Origin of the sequence: Streptomyces nigrescens (assembly GCF_027626975.1) — a bacterium.
GTDB classification, from domain to species: domain Bacteria; phylum Actinomycetota; class Actinomycetes; order Streptomycetales; family Streptomycetaceae; genus Streptomyces; species Streptomyces nigrescens.
Genome location: NZ_CP114203.1, coordinates 8,514,031 through 8,534,138, shown reverse-complemented (window position 1 = coordinate 8,534,138; position 20,108 = coordinate 8,514,031). Strand labels below are relative to the sequence as shown.

Annotated in this window: 19 protein-coding genes; 17 read left to right on the top strand and 2 right to left on the bottom strand. The window is 70.2% G+C overall.

The features are described 5' to 3' along the window. The first annotated feature begins 37 nt into the window (after window positions 1-37). From STRNI_RS37455 to STRNI_RS37375, 17 genes are all read left to right on the top strand, one after another. The gene (locus STRNI_RS37455) at window positions 38-1,135 is read left to right on the top strand and encodes an NAD(P)/FAD-dependent oxidoreductase (protein ID WP_266439727.1); all 1,098 of its coding nucleotides are present in this window, start codon (window positions 38-40) and stop codon (window positions 1,133-1,135) included. Between the two features lie 313 nt (window positions 1,136-1,448). Beyond that, window positions 1,449-2,657, top strand: coding sequence for a cytochrome P450 (locus STRNI_RS37450; protein ID WP_093638074.1), 1,209 nt, complete (start codon window positions 1,449-1,451; stop codon window positions 2,655-2,657). Between the two features lie 259 nt (window positions 2,658-2,916). Further along, entirely contained in the window at window positions 2,917-3,999 is a 1,083-nt protein-coding gene (locus STRNI_RS37445; RefSeq protein ID WP_262371613.1) for a type III polyketide synthase, read from the top strand. 386 nt (window positions 4,000-4,385) lie between these two features. Further along, window positions 4,386-6,269 (top strand): molecular chaperone DnaK, encoded by a 1,884-nt coding sequence (dnaK, locus tag STRNI_RS37440; RefSeq protein WP_093638079.1) that lies wholly within the window; start codon window positions 4,386-4,388, stop codon window positions 6,267-6,269. Beyond that, entirely contained in the window at window positions 6,266-6,901 is a 636-nt protein-coding gene (grpE, locus tag STRNI_RS37435) for a nucleotide exchange factor GrpE (protein WP_277412829.1), read from the top strand. The genes dnaK and grpE overlap by 4 nt, the downstream gene beginning before the upstream one ends. Before the next feature lie 345 nt (window positions 6,902-7,246). Beyond that, on the top strand, window positions 7,247-7,555 hold the full coding sequence (locus STRNI_RS37430; protein WP_093638458.1) for a gas vesicle protein GvpO: 309 nt from the start codon (window positions 7,247-7,249) through the stop codon (window positions 7,553-7,555). 78 nt (window positions 7,556-7,633) lie between these two features. Beyond that, on the top strand, window positions 7,634-8,074 hold the full coding sequence (locus tag STRNI_RS37425; protein WP_148591555.1) for a gas vesicle structural protein GvpA: 441 nt from the start codon (window positions 7,634-7,636) through the stop codon (window positions 8,072-8,074). Window positions 8,075-8,077: 3 nt separating this feature from the next. Next, window positions 8,078-8,791, top strand: a complete 714-nt coding sequence (locus STRNI_RS37420) for a GvpL/GvpF family gas vesicle protein (RefSeq protein ID WP_277412828.1) — start codon at window positions 8,078-8,080, stop codon at window positions 8,789-8,791. Between the two features lie 20 nt (window positions 8,792-8,811). Then, window positions 8,812-9,069 (top strand): gas vesicle protein GvpG, encoded by a 258-nt coding sequence (locus tag STRNI_RS37415; RefSeq protein WP_159491239.1) that lies wholly within the window; start codon window positions 8,812-8,814, stop codon window positions 9,067-9,069. Between the two features lie 29 nt (window positions 9,070-9,098). Then, window positions 9,099-9,875, top strand: a complete 777-nt coding sequence (locus STRNI_RS37410) for a hypothetical protein (protein WP_277412827.1) — start codon at window positions 9,099-9,101, stop codon at window positions 9,873-9,875. Further along, window positions 9,868-11,121, top strand: coding sequence for an SRPBCC family protein (locus STRNI_RS37405; protein WP_277412826.1), 1,254 nt, complete (start codon window positions 9,868-9,870; stop codon window positions 11,119-11,121). The genes STRNI_RS37410 and STRNI_RS37405 overlap by 8 nt, the downstream gene beginning before the upstream one ends. 30 nt (window positions 11,122-11,151) lie before the next feature. Further along, window positions 11,152-11,577, top strand: coding sequence for a gas vesicle protein (locus tag STRNI_RS37400; RefSeq protein WP_277412825.1), 426 nt, complete (start codon window positions 11,152-11,154; stop codon window positions 11,575-11,577). Next, window positions 11,574-12,464: a GvpL/GvpF family gas vesicle protein gene (locus STRNI_RS37395; protein WP_159491233.1), complete on the top strand. Its 891-nt coding sequence runs from the start codon at window positions 11,574-11,576 to the stop codon at window positions 12,462-12,464. Before STRNI_RS37400 ends, STRNI_RS37395 begins: the two co-directional genes overlap by 4 nt. An 80-nt stretch (window positions 12,465-12,544) precedes the next feature. Continuing rightward, the gene (locus STRNI_RS37390) at window positions 12,545-12,739 is read left to right on the top strand and encodes a gas vesicle protein (RefSeq protein WP_218041882.1); all 195 of its coding nucleotides are present in this window, start codon (window positions 12,545-12,547) and stop codon (window positions 12,737-12,739) included. A 133-nt stretch (window positions 12,740-12,872) separates the two neighbouring features. Continuing rightward, a complete protein-coding gene (locus STRNI_RS37385) occupies window positions 12,873-13,280 on the top strand; it encodes a gas vesicle protein K (RefSeq protein WP_093638102.1) in 408 nt (135 codons plus the stop codon). A gap of 174 nt (window positions 13,281-13,454) precedes the next feature. Beyond that, complete coding sequence (locus STRNI_RS37380; protein ID WP_277412824.1) at window positions 13,455-15,158, top strand: cholesterol oxidase substrate-binding domain-containing protein; 1,704 nt, start codon at window positions 13,455-13,457, stop codon at window positions 15,156-15,158. 544 nt (window positions 15,159-15,702) lie between these two features. Beyond that, window positions 15,703-16,290, top strand: coding sequence for a response regulator transcription factor (locus tag STRNI_RS37375; protein WP_093638108.1), 588 nt, complete (start codon window positions 15,703-15,705; stop codon window positions 16,288-16,290). A gap of 43 nt (window positions 16,291-16,333) precedes the next feature. Here STRNI_RS37375 and STRNI_RS37370 read toward each other — a convergent pair whose 3' ends face one another. Continuing rightward, window positions 16,334-18,235, bottom strand: a complete 1,902-nt coding sequence (locus STRNI_RS37370; RefSeq protein ID WP_277412823.1) for an ABC transporter ATP-binding protein — start codon at window positions 18,233-18,235, stop codon at window positions 16,334-16,336. Beyond that, window positions 18,232-20,001, bottom strand: a complete 1,770-nt coding sequence (locus STRNI_RS37365; protein WP_277412822.1) for an ABC transporter ATP-binding protein — start codon at window positions 19,999-20,001, stop codon at window positions 18,232-18,234. Before STRNI_RS37365 ends, STRNI_RS37370 begins: the two co-directional genes overlap by 4 nt. Window positions 20,002-20,108 lie beyond the last annotated feature (107 nt).

The window sequence follows — 20,108 nt, the reverse complement described above, 5'->3', positions numbered from 1 at the left end:
GCCGGTCGAGCATCTCCGGTGAACGGAGGTACGAGAGATGGCAACTCAGAAGAAGGACCGGATTCCGGCCGCGCTCTCCGCGGAGGCGCACCATGACGTAGTGGTGGTCGGGGGTGGCGCGGCGGGGCTCAGCGGGGCCCTTGCGCTGGCCCGGGCACGGCGTTCGGTACTGGTGGTCGATGCCGGCGAGCCGCGCAACGCCCCGGCCGACCGGGTGCACAACTACCTGGGCCGGGAGGGCACGCCCCCGTCGGAGCTGCTGGCGGCGGGGCGGGCGGAGGTGGCGGCGTACGGCGGGTCGGTCGTCAGCGGCCGGGTCGTCTCGGCCCGGCGCCGGACCGGCGACGGCGGGGAGCACGAGGGCTTCGACGTGGCGCTGGCCGACGGCACCCGGGTGAGGGCGCGACGGCTGCTGGTGGCCACCGGGCTGGTCGATGAACTGCCCGAGGTCGCGGGGCTGGCGCAGCGGTGGGGGCGTGAGCTGCTGCACTGCCCGTACTGCCACGGCTGGGAGGTCCGCGACCAGCCGATCGGGGTGCTGGCCACCGGGCCGAACGGGGTGGACAAGGCGCTGCTGTTCCGCCAGTGGAGCGCGGAGGTGACCCTGTTCCTGCACACCGCGCCGGAGCCGTCCGAGGAGCAGTGGGAGCAGCTCGCGGCCCGCGGTATCGCGGTGGTCGACGGCAAGGTCACCGGGGTGGAGCTGACCGACGACCGGCTCACCGGGCTGCGGCTGGACTCCGGCCGGGCCGTCCCGTGCCGGGCGGTGGTCGTCGCACCGCGGTTCGCGGCACGTGGGGCCGTGTTGGCCCGGCTCGGCCTCGAAGTGGACGAGCAGAAGGGCGGCGAGCAGGTACTCGGCAGTGCCGTGGCCGCCGGCCCGGCCGGGGCGACCCGGATTCCCGGAGTGTGGGTGGCCGGCAATGTCACGGATCCGTATGCCGGGGTGATCCAGGCCGCTGCCGCCGGGCTCACCGCCGCCACGGCGATCAACGGCGATCTGGTCAAGGAGGACACCGCCCGCGCCGTCGCCGCACACCGCGCCCGGATCCCGGCACCGCGGGAGCCGTTCGCCGCACGGACGGAAGCCGAGGTGTGCGCACGCGTACTCGGCGGGCGCCGCCACGGCCTGTGACCTCCCCGCGGCGCCCGGGGCGGCGCTGAGCACAGTGGTCACCGCACAGAACGGGCGGGGACATCACCCTTATGGCGCAACGCTTCGGGCACCCGGCCCCGGTCGCAATTCGCTGGGGAATGGCGGACCACAGCACCCGCCATTCCTCAGCGTGATCGGACGGTAAAGCCGCCCCCGCATCCCCGTGTTTACGATATCCGGGATGAATTGGCGCGCTTCTGGCTGACGGCCTGGTACATACGCGTACATGCGCCAATTTTCTGCCTTCACAGGCGGTGAATCCACTCGTCACCTCTGACTTCGGGAGCTCATTATGGAACCCGGCGCTACCGTGTGGAACTGCCCGTTCGACTACGCCGAGGCACTGGAATTCGATCCGACGCTCAAGCGTCTGCTGACCGAGGAACCGGTCGCCCGTATCAAGCTGCCCTACGGGGAGGGCGAGGCCTGGCTCGTGACCCGGTACGAGGATGTGCGCACGGTGACGACCGACCGGCGCTTCAGCCGCAGTGCCATCATCGGCCGGGACTTCCCGCGGATGACGCCCGAGCCGATCGTGCAGGACGAGGCGATCAACGTGATGGACCCGCCGGCCAGCAGCCGCTTGCGGAGCCTGGTCTCCAAAGCGTTCGCCCCGCGTCAGGTCGAGCGCATGCGGGCCCGTACACAGCACGTCGTGGACGACCTGCTGGACCGGATGACCGCGCAGGGTTCCCCTGCCGACCTGATGGAGAGCCTGGCGTCCCCGCTGCCGCTGACCACCATCTGCGAGGTCCTCGACATCCCCGAGGCCGACCGCGCACAACTGCGCGGGCACGCACGGACCATGATGAACGTCACCGTCGAGAACCGGGACAGCGCCGTCCGCGCCAAGGCCGATATGCGCGCGTACTTCAAGACGCTGACGGCGAAGCGCCGCCAGCACCCGGGAGACGACCTGATCAGCGCGCTGGCGACCGCTCGCGACGGCGACGAGCTCCTCAACGACCAGGAACTCACGGTCCTGGCCATGGTGCTGCTCATCACCGGCCAGGACACCACCACCTACGAGATCGGCAACCTCGCCTACACCCTGCTCACCCGGCCCAGGGAACTCGCCATGGTGCGGGCCCGCCCGGAGATGCTCCCGCAGGCGATGGAGGAACTGCTGCGGTTCATCCCCTTCCGTAAGGGCGTCGGTATCCCCCGCGTCGCCACCGAGGACGTGGAGCTGAGCGGGGTGATGATCCGGGCCGGGGACATCGTGCACGTTTCCTACCTGACGGCAAACCGGGACGGCCGGAAGTTCGAGCGGCCCGACGAGCTGGATCTGGAACGCGAGGACCGGCCCTCCCACATGACCTTCGGCTGGGGCGGCCATCACTGTCTGGGCGCCCCGCTCGCCTTCACGGAGCTGGAAGTCGCCCTCGGCGCCCTCCTGGAGCGCTTCCCCGAGCTCAGGCTGGCAAAGCCGGCCGAGGAAGTGCGCTGGAACACGACCTCGATCTGGCGCTATCCGCTGGAGCTGCCGGTCGCCTGGTAAGGGTGCCGACGCCGCAGAATGCAGAAGTCACCGCTCTGGCGTACGGTTACTAGTCGGAAAGAAGATCCACCTGCACGGGGAGAGTTCATTCTTCGACGGATGGCCCGCTCACAGTTCTCTCCGAGGGTCGTGCACTTCAGTCCGCCGATTCCCGCCAAGGCCAACGTGCCCGTTCTTCGGGCAGGTTGCCGCGGCGGGAACCACCGGCCGACAGCGACCCGAAAGGGAAATCAGGGAATTCCCTGAGCGGACCACAAGTCTGCAAGGAGCCCATCCCATGGCGGTTCTGTGCAAACCTGCAATCGCGGTCCCTGAATACGTCATCACCCAAGACGACACCCTCGAACTCGCACGGCGGCTGCACAAGGATCATTCGCAGCTGCGGCTGGTGCTCCGTCTCATCGAGCACACCGGTGTACGCAAACGGCATTTGATCCAGCCGATCGACAAGGTGCTCAAGCACCCGGGGCTCGACGCCCGCAGCGCGGTCTACGAGGAGGAGTCCAAGGCCCGTGTCCCCGCCGTGGTGCGCCAGGCACTCGACCAGGCCGAACTGGAGCCCCAGCAGATCGACTTGATCGTCTACGTCTCCTGTACCGGCTTCATGATGCCGTCCCTGACGGCATGGCTCATCAACACTCTCGGCTTCCGGTCGGAGACACGGCAGATGCCGATAGCCCAACTCGGCTGTGCCGCGGGAGGCGCCGCGATCAACCGCGCGCATGACTTCTGCACCGCGTACCCCGAGGCCAATGTCCTCATCGTCGCGTGTGAATTCTGCTCGCTGTGCTACCAGCCCACTGATCTGGGGGTGGGATCGCTGCTGTCGAACGGCCTGTTCGGCGACGCGGTCGCCGCCGCCGTGGTCCGGGGCAACGGCGGCACCGGCGTCCGCCTGGAGCGCAACAGCTCGTACCTGATCCCGAACACCGAGGACTGGATCTCCTACGCGGTGCGGGCCACGGGATTCCACTTCCAGCTGGACAAGCGGGTACCCGGCACCATGGAGCCGCTCGCCCCTGCTTTGCGCGCCATCGCGAAGCAGCACCAATGGGACGCGGGCGAACTGGACTTCTACATCGTCCACGCGGGCGGTCCGCGCATTCTGGACGACCTGTGCCACTTCCTGGAGGTGCCGCCCGAGGCGTTCCGCTTCAGCCGCGCGACGCTGACCGAGTACGGCAACATCGCCAGCGGTGTGGTGCTCGACGCCCTGGCGAGGATGTTCGACGAAGCATCGGCCGTGGAGGGCCAGCGCGGTCTGCTGGCGGGTTTCGGTCCCGGTATCACCGCCGAGATGTCCCTCGGCACCTGGGCCTCGACCCCTGACATCGCGGCGTGAGCGCGCCCGCGCGGTGCGCCCGGACGGTGATCCGCCGGGCGCACCGCGCATGTGCCCGCGCAGCGCGGCACCGCGACGCCTCACTCCCCTGGGGTAGCGCTCCGGCCCGCGTCGGCGTGGCCGCGCGGGAAGCGACTGGACCGTGCCACCCCGGGAAGGCGCCGCGGTGCGGGCGCGTCCCGGGAACGGGATCACCCGGGGGCAGCCGTCGGCGGGGGCACGGCAGCGGTTGGCGCAAAACGAACTTTTGCCTTGAATGGGAATATCTTGACATGCGTGTCAGCGCGTTCTATGCAGATGAGTAGGCGGCTTGCTCCCCATATCAGCAGGTGAGGAGGCCTACGCGGGGCCGTTCCGCGAGCGGGCCGCAAGGTGAGGAGAAGACCATGGCACGTGCAGTGGGTATTGACCTTGGTACGACGAACTCGGTGGTCAGTGTGCTGGAGGGCGGGGAGCCCACGGTCATCACCAACGCCGAGGGCGCCCGGACCACCCCGTCGGTGGTCGGCTTCGCCAAGGGCGGTGAGGTGCTGGTGGGCGAGATCGCCAAGCGGCAGGCCGTGACCAACGTCGACCGCACCGCGCGGTCGGTCAAGCGCCACATGGGCGAGGCGCAGTGGCGCTTCCCGGAGAGCGGCGACATCGACGGCAAGCAGTACACCGCTCAGGAGATCTCCGCGCGGGTGCTGCAGAAGCTCAAGCGCGATGCCGAGGAATACCTGGGCGAGGACGTCACGGATGCCGTGGTCACCGTTCCGGCCTACTTCAATGACTCCCAGCGCACCGCGACCAAGGAGGCCGGCGAGATCGCCGGCCTGAAGGTGCTGCGGATCGTCAATGAGCCGACCGCTGCCGCCCTGGCCTACGGCCTCGACAAGGAGAACGACCAGACCATCCTGGTCTTCGACCTCGGCGGCGGCACCTTCGACGTCTCACTGCTGGACATCGGCGACGGTGTCGTCGAGGTGAAGGCCACCAACGGCGACACCCACCTGGGCGGCGACGACTGGGACCAGCGGATCGTCGACCACCTGACCAAGCAGTTCAAGAACGCGTACGGCATCGATCTGTCCCAGGACAAGATGGCCACCCAGCGACTGCGGGAGGCCGCCGAGAAGGCGAAGATCGAACTGTCGGCGGCGACCGAGACCACGATCAATCTGCCGTATCTGAGCGCGTCGGCGGACGGGCCGCTGCACCTGGACGAGAAGCTCACCCGCTCACAGTTCGAGCAGCTCACCGCCGACCTGCTCGAACGGTGCAAGACCCCGTTCCACAACGCGGTGAACGACGCCGGGGTCAAGGTCGCCGACATCAACCATGTGATCCTGGTCGGCGGCTCGACCCGGATGCCCGCGGTGACCGAGCTGGTCAAGGAGCTGACCGGCAAGGACCCGCACAAGGGCGTCAACCCCGACGAGGTCGTCGCCATCGGCGCCGCCCTCCAGGCCGGTGTGCTCAAGGGTGAGGTCAAGGACGTCCTCCTGCTGGACGTCACCCCGCTGTCCCTCGGTATCGAGACCAAGGGCGGCATCATGACCAAGCTCCTGGAACGCAACACCACGATCCCGACCAAGCGCTCCGAGATCTTCACGACGGCCGAGGACAACCAGCCGTCCGTGCAGATCCAGGTCTACCAGGGCGAGCGCGAGATCGCGGCGTACAACAAGAAGCTCGGGATGTTCCAGCTGACCGGTCTGCCGCCGGCCCCCCGCGGGGTCCCGCAGATCGAGGTCTCCTTCGACATCGACGCCAACGGCATCATGCATGTCACGGCCAAGGACCTGGGCACCGGCAAGGAGCAGAAGATGACCGTCACCGGCGGCTCCTCGCTGCCGAAGGACGACATCGACCGGATGGTCCGCGACGCCGAGCACCACGCCGATGAGGACCGCCGCAGGCGCGAGGCCGCCGAGACCCGCAACCAGGCCGAGCAGCTCGTCTACCAGACCGAGAAGTTCCTCAAGGACAACGAGGACAAGATCCCCGGCGAGGTCAGGACCGAGGTCCAGACCGCCGTCGGCGAGCTGAAGGAAAAGCTCAAGGGCGAGGACACCGCCGAGATCCGCACCGCCAGCGAGAAGCTCGCGGCCGTCTCCCAGAAGATGGGCCAGGCCATGTACGCCGACACCCAGGGCGCGCAGACCGCCCCGGGCCCCGAAGGCGCCGCTGCCGGTGAGGGCGGGTCGGATGCCGCCGCCGACGAGCAGGACGATGTCGTCGACGCGGAGATCGTCGACGACGACAAGCAGGAGGGCAGCGCACGATGAACCGCCCGCCCCACGTCCACGGCCTGCCCCACCCCCCGCTGGCCCTCGTCGGACACGGGCCGGCCAAGCGCCCCGAACCGGGCCCGCCCGATGTCACCGACCGCCCGGACGAAGGGGCGGAGCAGGGCACCGGCAGGCCGTCCGGCCATGACGAGTCGGCCGGGCGGCCGACGCCGCCGGAGGCGGTGCTGTACGCCGAACTCCGGGAACGGACCGCCGACCTGCAGCGGCTGAAGGCCGAGTACGACAACTACCGCAAGCGGGTCCACCGCGACCGGCTGGCTGTCGGTGAGATCGCGGTGGCCAATGTGCTGGGCCGGCTGCTGCCCGTGCTCGACTCCCTCGCCGAGGCCACCGAGCAGGGCGAGGTCACCGGTGGATTTCAGCGCGTCGCCGAGGCACTGCGCACCGAGCTCGGGGCGCTGGGCCTGCAGGCCTTCGGCGCGGCGGGCGACCCGTTCGACCCGCTGATCCACGAGGCCGTCACCTTCACCCCCACCGACCGGCTGGAGCAGGCCATGTGCACCGAGGTGCTGCGCCTGGGCTACCGGGTCGGCGACCGTCTGCTGCGCCCCGCGCAGGTGGCCGTCGCGGGCGAACCGCCCGCCGCGGCGCCTCACGTCCGGCTCTGAATTACCTTTCCGCACCTCGGAATTGGTCTGTCTGTCCTGTTCCGGTCCCTGTTTCGCTTGCCTTCCTGCGCTGTCCATGACGCGACGGTGAGCTCATTCATGCGCCGATCCGCCCGGCGATCCGTACACATTGACCTGCACGTTGGCCTGTGCTTTGGCCTGCGCGTCGGCCTGTGCGTCGATCCCCGGCTTGCGGGACGAAGGCGCTCTTGCGTGAACGGGAATTGCTCCCCCATGTGCGCGGCTACGCATATGTTCGAGTCCCAGGGGCACGCGATCCTCTACCGCCAGCAAACGGCCTCCGTACTTCGACAGAAAGCCCTACGACGCACGACAGGCGGGATCATGGCGACCGAGGAAAACACGGAACGCGAGAAAGCACACGGCGGCGGAACGGAACGGATCTCCGCCTCCACGGCAATGCGCCACGCCTCCGGGCAACTTGCGCAACTGCTCCAATGTGAGCCCGACTCGGTGTCGGCTCTCAAGCCCACCGAGGACGGTTGGCTGGCGAACGTGGAAGTGGTGGAGATCGAAAGGGTGCCGGACACCGCGAGCGTGATGGCTTCCTACCGCGTCCACCTCGATGAGCAGGGCCAACTGATGGGATACGAGCGGACCCGCCGATACGGGCGGGGCCAGATCGACAAGTAGGCCGACGACGCTCGGCACCCACCACGACAACGCACGGCCCCATGACCCGCTCCAGTCACCTGGAAGGGACGATCGACCGTGACTGCCATTCAGCAATCCAACGCCGCTACCAGCGGAAGTGGTTCGGGAAATCTTTACGATGTTCTTGAGCTGATCCTTGACCGAGGACTCGTGATCGACGCCTTTGTGCGGGTCTCGCTCGTCGGTATCGAAATCCTCAAGATTGATGTGCGCGTCGTCGTCGCGAGCGTGGACACCTATCTGCGCTTCGCCGAGGCGTGCAACCGACTCGATCTGGAATCCGGCCGTAAGGCACCGAGCCAGCTCACCGATCTGGTCGGTGAGGCGACCGAGAGTGGCGCCAAAGGAAAGTCGAAAGGCGCGCTGACCGGTGCCGTTGAGGCATTCAGCGAATCCTTGCAGAAGGGCCAGGAGGACTCCGCGGAAGAGGAAGAGCGGCCGGCACGTAAATCTTCCGCCGCCAGCAACCGGCGCACCGCGCGCCGCCGGGAGGACTGAGCCATGGGAACGTACCTCTACGCCATCACGGCGGCCGGCCACCCCCTGCGGCTCTCCGGCATCAGCGGGGTCGGCGAACCCGCGGCGCAGCTGCGCACCGTCCGCACCAAGGACCTGTGCGCGGTGGTCAGCGACGCACCGCCGCAGCTCCGGGCCAAGCGCCGCGATGTAGCCGCCCACCAGGACGTTCAGGATCGTCTGCTGGCCGACGGCGCCGCCCTGCCGATGCGCTTCGGACTGGTCGGCACCGACGACGCGCAGGTGGCCACCGTCCTGGAGCAGGACCGCGACAGCTACCTCCAGCGGCTCGAAGAGGTCGACGGCTGCCGTGAGTACCACCTCAAGGTGGCGCGCGACGAGGACGACCTGCTGCGGGAGATCATGCGGGAGTCCGCCGAGGTACGGCGGCTCAACGACCGTACGCGGGAGAACCCCGGCGCCTACGACGACAAGGTGGCGCTCGGCGAGCTGATCTCGCAGGAGGTGGAGGCCCGTCACGAGCGCGCCCGGTCGGACATCGTGGCCCGGCTCGCCGGGACCGCGGTGCGCACCGCGGACGTCGAGCCGACGAAGCGCCACTTCCTCAGTGTGTCCTTCCTCGTCGAGCGGGAGAAGGCCACGGCCTTCTCGGAGGCGGTTCACGAGGAGGCCGGGCAGCGCGGTGACACCTACGACTTCAGCCTGCACGGCCCGCTGCCGCCGTACAGCTTCGTCTGACCTATGAGCGGAGACCGGCCATGGGCCTCCTCACACAGCTCCTGACCCTGCCGGTGGCCCCGGTGCGGGGCACGGTCTGGGTCCTGGACCAGGTGCTGCTCACCGCCGAGCGCGAGTACTACGACCCGGCGCCGGTCCGCGAGCAACTGGCCGCGCTGGAACAGCAGTTGCTCGACGGCAGTATCAGTCCCGAGGAGTTCGACGCCCGCGAGGACGAGCTCCTGGACCGGCTGGAGTGGCTGGAGGCCCACCAGCAACGACTACGTACCGACTCCTGATCAGGGGAGATTGAGGTGTACGACAGATGATGAGCAACGCCAAGATAGGTGTGGCCCTCGTCGGGGGCTACATACTGGGGCGCACGAAGAAAGCCAAGATGGCCATCGGCCTGGGCATGTTTCTGGCCGGCAAGAAGCTGAATCTGGATCCGAAGCAGCTGGGCACGCTGGTCGCCAACTCGCCGGTTCTGGGCCCCCTGAACGACCAGGTGCGCAAGGAACTGGTGGACGCCACGAAGGCGGCGGCCGGCACCGCGCTCACCCAGCGGATGTCCGGTCTTGCCGACTCCCTGCACGAGCGGACCGCGGCCCTCACCGAGGGCCGTGACGCGGCCGGCGATACCGAGCGGGCTCCGGACGACGAGGCTCCGCGGGCGGGGGCGGACGACGAGGACCGGGCGCCCGAGGGCGAGGCCCGGGGCGACGCCGGGAATGCCAATGCCGAGGACGCCAAGGACGCCGAGGGCGCTGTGGACGCCGAGGAAGAGGACGAGGAGCCCGCGCCGCGCCGCAGGAAATCTGGCGCCTCAACCGCGAAGCCGGCCGATTCGGCCAACTCGGCCAACTCGGCCAAGTCAGCCACCACATCAGCCGCGAAGTCCTCCGCGAAATCAGCGAAGAAATCGGGCACCGCCGCCGCGCGGCGCCCGGCAGCGAGCGCATCGCGGGCCTCGGGAAAGACCGCTGCCGCCTCGTCCCGCGGGCGCCCGGCCGCCTCCTCAGGGCGGAAGGCCGCCTCAGGGGCCCGTAAGAAGGCGTCCGGTGCGGCGCGCACAGCCGCCGACCGCGGAGGCAGCAATGGCTGAGTCCACTTTCAGCAAGGTGAAGCACGAGGTGACCCACAGCCCGGCGGCCGACGAGCTCAAGGAGGAGCTGCAGCGCTACCTCCAGGCACGGGCCCAGCACGCCGTCACCAGCCTCGGCCACAAGCTGGGCGAGAGCGTAGGCAAGCTCGCCGAACCCGGCGCAGGCGCCGGGGGGCTGGTGAGCAGCCTGGCGAAGGGCGGTGCGGCGCTCGGTGAGGGCAAGTCGCCGCAGCGGGCAGCACTGACCGTCGGTGCCTCCCACCTCAAGGACACCGTCAAGGACAAGGTCAAGGGGCTGTTCGGCAAGGGCCGCAAGGGCGGCGGCGGAAAGCCCAAGAGCGTGACCATCGTCGAGGACATCGATGTGGGCGTTCCGGTGCGCGAGGCGTACGACCAGTGGACGCAGTTCCAGGAGTTCAGCACCTTCGCCAAGGGGGTCGTCAGTGTCGACAAGGCCGACGACACCACCAGCAACTGGAAGGTGAAGGTCGCCAAGTCCACCCGCAGTTGGCGGGCCAATGTCACCGAGCAGGTGCCCGACGAGCGCATCACCTGGACCACCGAGGGCGCGAAGGGCACGGTCAAGGGGGTGGTGACGTTTCATCGCCTCACCGACAACCTGACGCGTGTGCTGCTGGTGCTGGAGTACTTCCCCAAGGGGCTGTTCGAGAAGACCGGCAACATCTGGCGCGCCCAGGGCCGCCGGGCCCGGCTGGACCTCAAGCTCTACCGCAAATTCATCATGCTGCGCGGCGAGGCCACCGACGGCTGGCGGGGCGAGATCCAGGACGGCGAGGTCGTGGTCGAGCACGCCGAGGCCGTCGAGGCGGAGAAGGACCGGGAGGACGCCGAACCCGGCTCCGACGACGACGGGCGCCCCGATGCGGACGGGACCGACGAGGCCGAGGAGGACGAGGCCGACGATGCGGACGAGGCCGAGGAACTCGACGACGAGGGCATCGCTCCGGAGGACGATGCGGACGATGCGGACGAGGACAGGTTCGCGGCGGAGGACGGCGGCGACGACGACTTCGGCGAGCCGGTCGACGAGGACGACGAGGAGCACGACGAGGACGAGGACGCGGACGCGGAAGACGACTACGGCGAGCCGGCCGATGAGGACGACGACCTCGTGGAGCCCGTCGACGAGGACGAGGTCCCTCCGGACGAGCGGGCGGCGGACGACGAGGACGAGGACGAGCCGGCGCCGCCCGCCCGGGGCCGCCGTACCGCCGGCGTCCGCTGACCTCTCCCCACCGCACAGACGAGGCTGAACATGTCCGATTCACTGGCCGGCCGTATGGGGCCGTCCTCCGGTCCGTCCCCGTACGGCCGGCAAGGGTCCTCCGCCAACCTGGCCGACATCCTGGAACGCGTCCTCGACAAGGGCGTCGTGATCGCGGGCGACATCCAGATCAATCTGCTCGACATCGAGCTGCTGACCATCAAGCTGCGGCTGCTCGTCGCCTCCGTCGACAAGGCCAAGGAGATGGGCATCGACTGGTGGGAGCACGACCCCTCGCTCTCGTCCCGCGCCCGCCCATCGCAGCAGGTGCCCGCCGGGCACCCGCCGGAGGCCGGCCGCAGTGCGCTGGCCGAGGAGAACCAGCAGCTGCGCGCCGAGCTCGCCGAGCTGCGGGCGGCGATCGGCTCCGGCCAGGGCTCCGACGGACGCCGGGCGGACCACGAGGAGGAACAGTGAACAGCCACCTTCAGGGAGAAGCGGAGACGGCCGCAGCCCCGCGGCAGCCGCTCCGCCTGCCCACCGAGCAGCGGGAGTCCGGTCCCCTCTGGAGCTCGTACGTCTACGCCATCGGCCGGGCGGGCACCGGTCTCGGCACGGCGGCCCCCCGGCTCACCGGACTCCGGGACGGGCGGCTGCGGACGGTCACCGCCGGACCCCTCACGGCGCTCGTCTCCTCCGTCCCGGCCGACGCTTTCAGCACCGAGGGCATGAAGGCGCAGCTGGAGAATCTGACGGAGCTGGAGGAGATCGCACGTACCCACCACACGGTCGTCGAGGCCGCCCACACCGGCACGACAGTGCTCCCCATGCGGCTGGCCACCGTGTATCTGGACGACGACCGGGTGCGGTCCATGCTGCGGGAGCGTGGCGCGGAATTCGACGCGCTGCTCTCCCGGCTCGAAGGCCATGCCGAGCTGGGGGTGAAGGTGTACGCGGACCCGCGCGCCACGGCCGCGGAACCACCGCCCGCCCCCGACGGTCCGGACCCCGCTGCTTCCCCGGTCAGCCCCGGCCGGGCCTACTTGCAGCAGCGCCGGGCCCAACGCCGGACGCAGCGCGATGCCTATCGAGCGGCGGGCGCCCTCGCCGACGACGTACGGGTCCGGGTGGCCGCCCTTGCCCGGGACCGGGTCGTCCATCGCCCGCAGCAGGGTGAACTGGCGTCCGGCGCGGGGGAGAACATCGCCAACGAGGCCTACCTGGTGCCCACGGACCGTATCCGGGAATTCCACCGGGCACTGGCGGGGATGGCCGACGGTATCCCCGGCGTACGCGTCGAAGTCACCGGGCCATGGGCTCCGTACTCCTTCGCGACCCCGCCCGCGGAAAGCCGGAGTGCGTGATGGAGGGTGACGCCCGGGAGGCGGCGGGTGCCGAGATCTCGTACCTGGGAGACCTGGGAGACCCTGGGGACCCGGGAGACCTGGTGGACCGCTCCGCGGAAGAGCCTCTCGCGGGGCGGCAGATCGCTCTCATCGATCTCCTGGACCGTCTCCTGAACGGTGGCGCGGTGCTCACCGGAGATGTGGTGCTGTCCATCGCCGACGTGGATCTGGTGCATATCAATCTGCGGGCCGTCATTCGCTCGATCACACCCGACGGTCCGGCGCCGTGGTGAGACCCCGGCGTGCGGGTCCGTCCGGCCTGAACACCGTTGTCCGGCCCGGCAGTTGTCCATTGCCTCCACTCCCCCGATGAGAATCGCCCGTATCACCAATATGACTTATATCGCCCACGACGAGGGATAGCCCATGACGAATGAAGCGGCCGCACCCGTGGAGCCTGCCTTCGCGGAGGTGGCGCAGGCCGCGGCCCGGGCTTTCGACCTGGTGCCGACACAGGCCGATGAGCCGCCGCAGGGGCAGGGCAGCGCGCTGGCCCAGCGGCTGAGGACCGATCCGGAGACGGTGGAGCGCGATCTCATCAAGCTGGTGCTGACGATCGTGGAGCTCTTGCGGCAGCTCATGGAGCGGACCGCCTTGCACCGCGTCGACCAAGGAGATCTGAGCGAGGAGCAGGAGGAACGGGTCGGGCTGACGCTGATGATTCTCCAGGACCGGATGGCGGAACTCTGTGAGCGCTACGGGCTGACGATGGAGGATCTCAATCTCGATCTCGGCCCGCTGGGATCCCTGCTGCCCCGCCACGACGCCGGCTGATCCGGAGAGCTCCACCGGCCACTTTCGCCGTCCGCCGCACGGGCATTGCAACTGATGACCCGTCACCTTACCCTTCCGGCACACCCCCACCGCACCGGGGCGCTCGTACGGTCTCACCCCTACGATCCGTGCGCGGTGCAACGGGGCGGCGCGCCGCGTGCCGGAAGGACAGCCATGTCCGACGACAGCGCTCGCAGAACCTCCCTCACCCGCCGTTCGTTACTGACCGGGGCCGCCGCCGCGGGACTTGCGGCGGCGGCCGGGCTGCAGCCCGCTCATCGCATCCCCGCGGGCAGCGCCGCGGCCACTCTCACCCCTCCGCCCGGCTTTCCCGCGGGCATTCCACTCGCCCAGCAAGCCTTCCGGAACTGGTCGCTGGAGATCGTCATCGAGGGCGTCTGGACGGCGTCGGCCCGTACGCCCGACGATGTGGTCACCCTCGCCAACTGGGCCCATCAGCACGGCTACCGGCTACGGGCCCGGGGCAAGGGCCACACCTGGTCGCCGCTGGTGGTGCCCGCCGGGGCCGACACCAACCGTACGGTCATCGTCGACACCGCCTCCCACCTCACCGCGGTCACGGTGCGCGGCGGCAACCCGGGGAGCGTCACCGCGCAGGCGGGGGCCACCCTCGACCGGATCCTCGCCCGCCTGGAGGAGTCGGGGCTCGGCCTCGCCACCACCACGGCGCCCGGGGATCTCACCATCGGCGGGGTACTCGCGATCGGCGGCCATGGCACCGGGGTCCCGACCGCCACCGAGAACCCGCCCGCGGGCTCCGGCTTCGGCACCCTGAGCTCCCTGGTCACCTCGCTCACCGCGGTGGTCTGGAGCGCGGCGGAGGGCCGCTATGTGCTCAAGACCTTTGCCCGCTCCGACCCGGACATCCGGGCCTTCCTCGTCCACCTGGGCCGCGCGTTCGTCACCGAGGTGACGCTCACCGCCGCGGCCAACACCCGTCTGCGCTGCCAGAATTGGTACGACGTGAACGTGGGCACCGTCTTCGGCCCCCCGGGTACGGGCGGTCGCACGATCAGCTCCTACCTGGACCGCACCGGGCGCATCGAGGCGATCTGGTTCCCGTTCACCGATGTGCCGTGGCTGAAGGTGTGGAGTGTGGCGCCCACCAAGCCGGTGTTCGCCAGGCAGATCGACACCCCGTACGCCTACACCTTCGCCAACCGGGTCACCGAGGAGATGTCGCGGCTGCTCGGGGAGATCGCGGCGGGCGGGGGCGACAAGACGCCCGCCTTCACCAAGCTGGCCATGTCCATCGTCGGCTCCGGGCTGATCGTCACCGGCACCTGGGACGTCTGGGGCTGGTCGAAGAACAGCCTGCTGTACGTCGAACCCACGACCCTGCGGATCGTCGAGGCGGGTTGGGCGGTCCTGACCTCCCGGGCGAATGTGCAGCGCGTGGTGAATGACTTCTACGCCCGCTACCAGAGCGTGCTGACGGCTCATCAGGGCCGCGGTTCCTACCCGGTCAATGGGCCGATCGAGCTGCGCATCACGGGTACGGACCCGGTCGACGGTCCCCTGCTGTCCCCGGCCCGGGCCCGTCCGGACCGTCCCGAGTGGGACACCGTGGTGTGGCTGGACTTCGCCACCTATCCCGGCACGCCCGGCGCGGCCCCGTTCTTCCGTGAGCTGGAGCAGTGGATCTGGCAGACCTACAACGGGTCGTATGCGACCGTGCGTCCCGAGTGGTCCAAGGGCTGGGCGTACACGGACAGCGGGCCGTGGCGGGATCCCGCCACGCTGGGCGGCACCGTACCGGCCGCGTTCGACGGCTGGCGGACCGCCCGGGACACCCTCAACTCCTATGACCCGGCACGGGTGTTCTCCAATACCTTCCTCGACACGCTGCTGCCCTGAGCAATCTCTCCCTAGGGGGCGCGCGACAATTCCGCGCGCCCCCTAGCGGATATCACCCGACACGTGCGTCACACCCGTACCAAACACAGGAAACAACCCGCTAAGAGGCCATCACAAAGATGGCGGGAATGTTCCGCCTGTCCTCAGCTACGCTTTCCGGAATCCGACCCCTTGATGTGTGAACTTCCTACGACACCGCCGCCCGCCGGACGACCGCCGATCGGCCGTGTCCCCTCTGCCCGCACACTGGCCGACGGGTGTGCCGGCACGCACCGGCCGGCACACGAATTGTGGAGTCCCGTCATCCCCGCAAGGAATGAAGGCGGCATGATCCGGGCCCGATGACGCGGTTTCCGGTCATCTCCGGTGAAACTCCATCTGGCGGGAATGACAGCAGTGACAATTCTGCAGTGCACCGTTCGGGGCTGAAACTGAGTGCTGCGACAGGGGCTCATGGGGTAACTGTCGCCGCATCGCCGGTTGTTTCCCGGGCGGCTGTTCGGCAACGGGGACAGACAGCAGAAGCAGAAACGAAGGGACGAACGTGATCCGGGTCTTGGTGGTGCACGAAACGCGGCTGTTGCGCTCGGCGCTCACCGCGCTGTTGCGCGACGAGGAGGGTATCGACGCTGTCGCCGCCTGCTGGAGAAGTGCCCCCGGGCGAGCCCGTTCCTTCCGGCCGCAGGTGTGCGTCGTGGACGTCGACTGCGCGGGTTCGGTGTCGTCGGCGGACCCGCCGGGCGGCCCGGGATGCGCCCTGCTGGTACTGGCCAGCGCCTGCCGTCCCGGCACCCTGCGCCGGGCCATCGCCGCCCGGGCGCGGGGCTTCGTGGACAAGGACGCGCCGCCGGCCCGGCTGTTGCACGCCATAAACCTGGTGGCCGCCGGGAAGCGCTATGTCGACCATTCGCTCACGCCGGATTTCCTTGAGGCCGCCGACATGCCGCTGACACCACGGGAGTTAAGCGTGCTGTCGCTCGCCGCGGGCGGCGCCTCCGTCTCCGAGATCGCCCGTGAACTGCATCTGAGCAGTGGGACGGTGCGTAATTACATGGCGGCGATCAATCGCAAAACCGGCGCCCGGAACCGGGTCGATGCGATACGGATATCGCAGGGGGCGGGCTGGGTCTAGGGGGAGACACCTTCTAGGGCCGGGTGTCCGCAAAGTCCCGTGGTCAGCTGAGATAGCGGGATTTTGCGGATATGCGCTCAGCACACTCCGGGGCCTCCGGAGCTTCCGGGGCAGGCAGGGCATCCGGCTGCCAGCTTCCCGCCAGATCGCGGTAGAGGGCCGAGCGTTCGAGCAGTTCGTCATGGGTGCCGCAGGTGGCCCGGACGCCGTCGAGCACCAGGATGCGGTCAGCCCGGCGGGCCGAGGTGATCCGGTGGGCCACCACGATCAGCGTTCCGGGACGCTCCGCGAAGGCACGCTCGGCCCGCATCTCCGCCGCCGGATCGAGGTGGCAGGTCGCCTCGTCGAGCAGGACGAGCGGCGCGGGTGACAGATGGGCCCGGCCCAGTGCGATCAGCTGGCGCTCCCCCTGGGACAGGACGCCCGGGTCGAGCGGAGCGTCGAATCCGCCCAGTCGGCGCACCAGCGGGTCCAGGCCCACGGCGTCCGACGAGGCCTCCAGGGCGGACGTGGATGCGCCGTCAGGGCAGAGATAGAGCAGGTTCTCGCGCAAGGTTCCGGAGAAGACGTAGGCCTGTTGCGGGATGAGCACCCGCAGCAGGGACGGATCGGGTCCGGACCGCGCGCGGACCGGCCGGCCGGCCACACGTATCTCGCCGTGGCCGGGTGCGAGCAGACCGGCGACGAGAGCGGTCAGGGTCGACTTCCCGATGCCGCTCGGCCCCACCACGACGAGGTGCTCGCCCGGTTCGACGGTCAGGTCGAGGTCGTCCAGCACGGGCTGCGCGGCGGGCCCGTAGGCGAAGGTGACGGCACGCAGGTGCACCCCGGGGCCGCCGGGCGGGACGGGCACGAGGGGCGCGGAGTCCGGAGGGGTGGTGCTCTGCGGATCCGGCACGGTGGCGCTCTCCGGATCCGGCGCGATGGTGGTCTTCGGATCCGGCACGGTGGTGCTCTCCGGGTCCGGATCCGGGCCGGGGCCGGAGTCGGGGCCGGTGGTGAGCCGGTCCAGGACCACGAGCAGGCGGGTGCCGGCCGATCCCAGGGCGTTCATCAGGGTGTGCAGTGCGGGCAGCAGGGACTGGGTCAGATAGGCCAGCGCGCCCAGCACGACGCCGGGGGTGAGCCCTTGCCGTAGGAGCCAGGGCGCGCTGACCAGCAGCAACAGGATCGGCAGCTGGCCTGCCAGGCCGAGCGCGAGACAGCGGACGGCGGCCCAGCGCGCCAACTGCCGTGCCGCACGGGCCTCGTCCTCGATCAGGCCGTACGCCCGCGCCGCGGTCTGCTGCTGTGCGCCGCAGGCCACCACGTCCCGCAGCCCCTCGGCGACGGCGCCGAACTGTGTGGACAGGTCCTCGTCCGCCTGCAGAAAGGCGCGCTGGCGGGCCGCCATCGGCCGGAGCGTGGCCAGGAAGAGCAGCAGCCCGGCCACGAGCGGAGGCACCACGATCAGCAGCAACTGGGGTGCCAGGGAGAGGAGTCCGAGCACCGCTCCGGCCGCGGTGAACACGAAGGAGCGGGCGACCAGGACCAGTCCGGCGAAGCTGTCCCGGGCGATCTCGGTCTGGTTGGTCAGCCGGGAGACCACGGCGCTGTCCGCCGCGCGGGCCGGGTGCGCCACCGCTTGCGTCAGCGACCGCGACACCACCTGGCGTATCAGGCTGTCGCGCAGCGGCTCGACGAGGTCGGCCAGGCCGCGGAAGACCCCCCGGCCGGCCAGGCCGCCGACGACGACGGCCAGTGCGGTGACGCCCAGCCAGGCCAGCCCGACGCCGGTGTGGCCGGCCAGAAAGCCCTGGTCGAGGGCCTTTGCCAGACCGTAGCCGCCGAGGAAGGTGTGGGCGGACTCCAGCAGTGACCAGCCGGCCAGCAGCAGCAGTACGCGGGTCCGGCGGCGGAGGAAGCGCCTCGCCCGGGGCAGCAGTCGTGCCGTCGCTGTCGTCATGAGGCGGTCCGGGTGTCCTCGTCGTCGGTGTGGGCGAACACCGCCCGGTAGTCGGGGTCCGCCCAGAGCCGGTCGTGCGGGGCGACGGCGCGGAGCCGGCCCTTCTCCATCCACGCGACCAGATCGGCGCGGGCCGCGGAGGAGACCCGATGGGCGATCAGCAGTCTGCTGCCGGTCCGTACGTCATGGACCAGAGCCCGGCGGACATGGAGTTCGGTGACGCTGTCCAGGCTGGAGGTGGCGTCGTCGAGGACGAGCAGCCGGCCGGCATGGGCGAACGCCCGCGCCAGGCCGAGGCGTTGCACCTCCCCGCCGGACAGCGGTGCGCGGTCGAGCGGTGTGGCGTATCCGTCCGGAAGGAGGCGGACGAACGAGTCCGCACCGGCCGCGCGGGAAGCGCCCTCGATCGCGTGGGCCGGGGGTTCGTAAGGGCCGAAGCCGATGGCCGCCCCGACGGTGGCGCCGAACAGGGCGGGGCGTTCGAAGGCGTAGCCGATCTCGCGGCGCAGCTGTGCGGGATCGGCCTCGTGGAGCGGGACGCCGTCCAGCAGCACCTGCCCGCTGTCGGGGTCGGTGAGCCGGCCCGCGACGGCGGCGAGCAGCGATTTGCCCGCCCCCGAGTGCCCGACGACCGCCATGGTCGTGCCGCCGGGCACCACCAGGTCGACACCGCGCAGCGCTTGGGCACCACCGCGGACGAGGGTGACCGCACGCAGTTCGAGCCGGCCGCGGCCGTCGGCGGGCAGGGGCGTGGTGCCGTGGACGGGTGGGGACAGGGTGAGGAGTTCGCCGGTGCGGTGGGCCGCGGCGCGGCTGCGCACCAGGGCATTGAGCTGTCCCACCACTCCGCCCAGCCCGGCGGTGAGGGCGGCGTACCGGGAGGCCGCCAGCAGTTCGCCGACGGACAGGCTGCCGTACGCCAGCCGGATTCCCCCGACGGCGAGGACGGCGGTGGTCAGCAGCGGCACCAGGATGCTGCTGCTGACCACGGCGCGTCCGTAGAACTGCCACATCTGCCGTCCCTGCGCGCCCAGTTCGGGAAGCGGCGCGAGGACCCGGGCCCGCTCCCGCCCCGCCGTTCCCGCCGCGGCGACGGTCCGGGCGCCGCCGAGTGCCTCGACGAGCCGGGTGGCGATGTCCGCCTGGACGCGTTGATAGCGCCGGACGCTGTCGGAGGAGCCGCGGGCGAAGGCGCGCAGCAGCCGGGTCAGCAGCGGCAGCCCGGCGAGGAACACGGCGGCCAGCCAGATGTCGGTGAGCGCCAGGGCGATCAGGGCGCCGACCGGGGTGATGAGGGCGGCGAGGCCGGTGGCCGCGGCGGTGGGTGCGGTCCCGGCGTCCGCGGCGTTGCCGGTGAGTCGGGTCACCAGGTCACCGGGGGTGAAGCGGTCGGCGACGCGGTGCGGGGCGAGGGACAGCAGATGGTCGATACCGCGCCGGCGGAGCCAGGCGGTGCTGCGGGCGGTGGTGACGCCGCCGGTCAGTGCCACCAGCGCGTCGAGGAGCACTTCCGCGGTCAGCAGTACGGCGCAGAGGACGAGGGCGCCGTGGAGGCCAGGACGTGCGCCGAGCACGAGGTCGAGGGTGTGGCCGAGGACGGCGGGCAGCGCGACGGCGGCACCCGCGGAGGCCACGCTGAAGAGGCAGACGGCGACGGCGCGTACGGGGCTGTGCCGGAAGGCGCCGGTCAGTACGGAGCGGACACCGGTGTCCGGTCCGGGCCGGGCGGCCGGCGGGGGCGAGGAGGGCCCGGGGGTGCGGGGCATACGGGGTGGGACCTCGCCTCCAAGGGACGGATACGGGCGGCAGCGGCAGGCCCCGGGCGGTGTGGCCACCCGGGGCTCGCCGTGACTTACGCGCTACGGGAACCGAG

Bases quoted from the DNA above. Each gene is read 5' to 3' on its own strand.
- grpE (WP_277412829.1), top strand. From the start codon at position 6,266: ATGAACCGCCCGCCCCACGTCCACGGCCTGCCCCACCCCCCGCTGGCC.
- STRNI_RS37385 (WP_093638102.1), top strand. From the start codon at position 12,873: ATGACGAATGAAGCGGCCGCACCCGTGGAGCCTGCCTTCGCGGAGGTG.
- STRNI_RS37420 (WP_277412828.1), top strand. From the start codon at position 8,078: ATGGGAACGTACCTCTACGCCATCACGGCGGCCGGCCACCCCCTGCGG.
- STRNI_RS37415 (WP_159491239.1), top strand. From the start codon at position 8,812: ATGGGCCTCCTCACACAGCTCCTGACCCTGCCGGTGGCCCCGGTGCGG.
- dnaK (WP_093638079.1), top strand. From the start codon at position 4,386: ATGGCACGTGCAGTGGGTATTGACCTTGGTACGACGAACTCGGTGGTC.
- STRNI_RS37380 (WP_277412824.1), top strand. From the start codon at position 13,455: ATGTCCGACGACAGCGCTCGCAGAACCTCCCTCACCCGCCGTTCGTTA.
- STRNI_RS37450 (WP_093638074.1), top strand. From the start codon at position 1,449: ATGGAACCCGGCGCTACCGTGTGGAACTGCCCGTTCGACTACGCCGAG.
- STRNI_RS37405 (WP_277412826.1), top strand. From the start codon at position 9,868: ATGGCTGAGTCCACTTTCAGCAAGGTGAAGCACGAGGTGACCCACAGC.
- STRNI_RS37430 (WP_093638458.1), top strand. From the start codon at position 7,247: ATGGCGACCGAGGAAAACACGGAACGCGAGAAAGCACACGGCGGCGGA.
- STRNI_RS37365 (WP_277412822.1), bottom strand. From the start codon at position 20,001: ATGCCCCGCACCCCCGGGCCCTCCTCGCCCCCGCCGGCCGCCCGGCCC.
- STRNI_RS37370 (WP_277412823.1), bottom strand. From the start codon at position 18,235: ATGACGACAGCGACGGCACGACTGCTGCCCCGGGCGAGGCGCTTCCTC.
- STRNI_RS37400 (WP_277412825.1), top strand. From the start codon at position 11,152: ATGTCCGATTCACTGGCCGGCCGTATGGGGCCGTCCTCCGGTCCGTCC.
- STRNI_RS37410 (WP_277412827.1), top strand. From the start codon at position 9,099: ATGAGCAACGCCAAGATAGGTGTGGCCCTCGTCGGGGGCTACATACTG.
- STRNI_RS37455 (WP_266439727.1), top strand. From the start codon at position 38: ATGGCAACTCAGAAGAAGGACCGGATTCCGGCCGCGCTCTCCGCGGAG.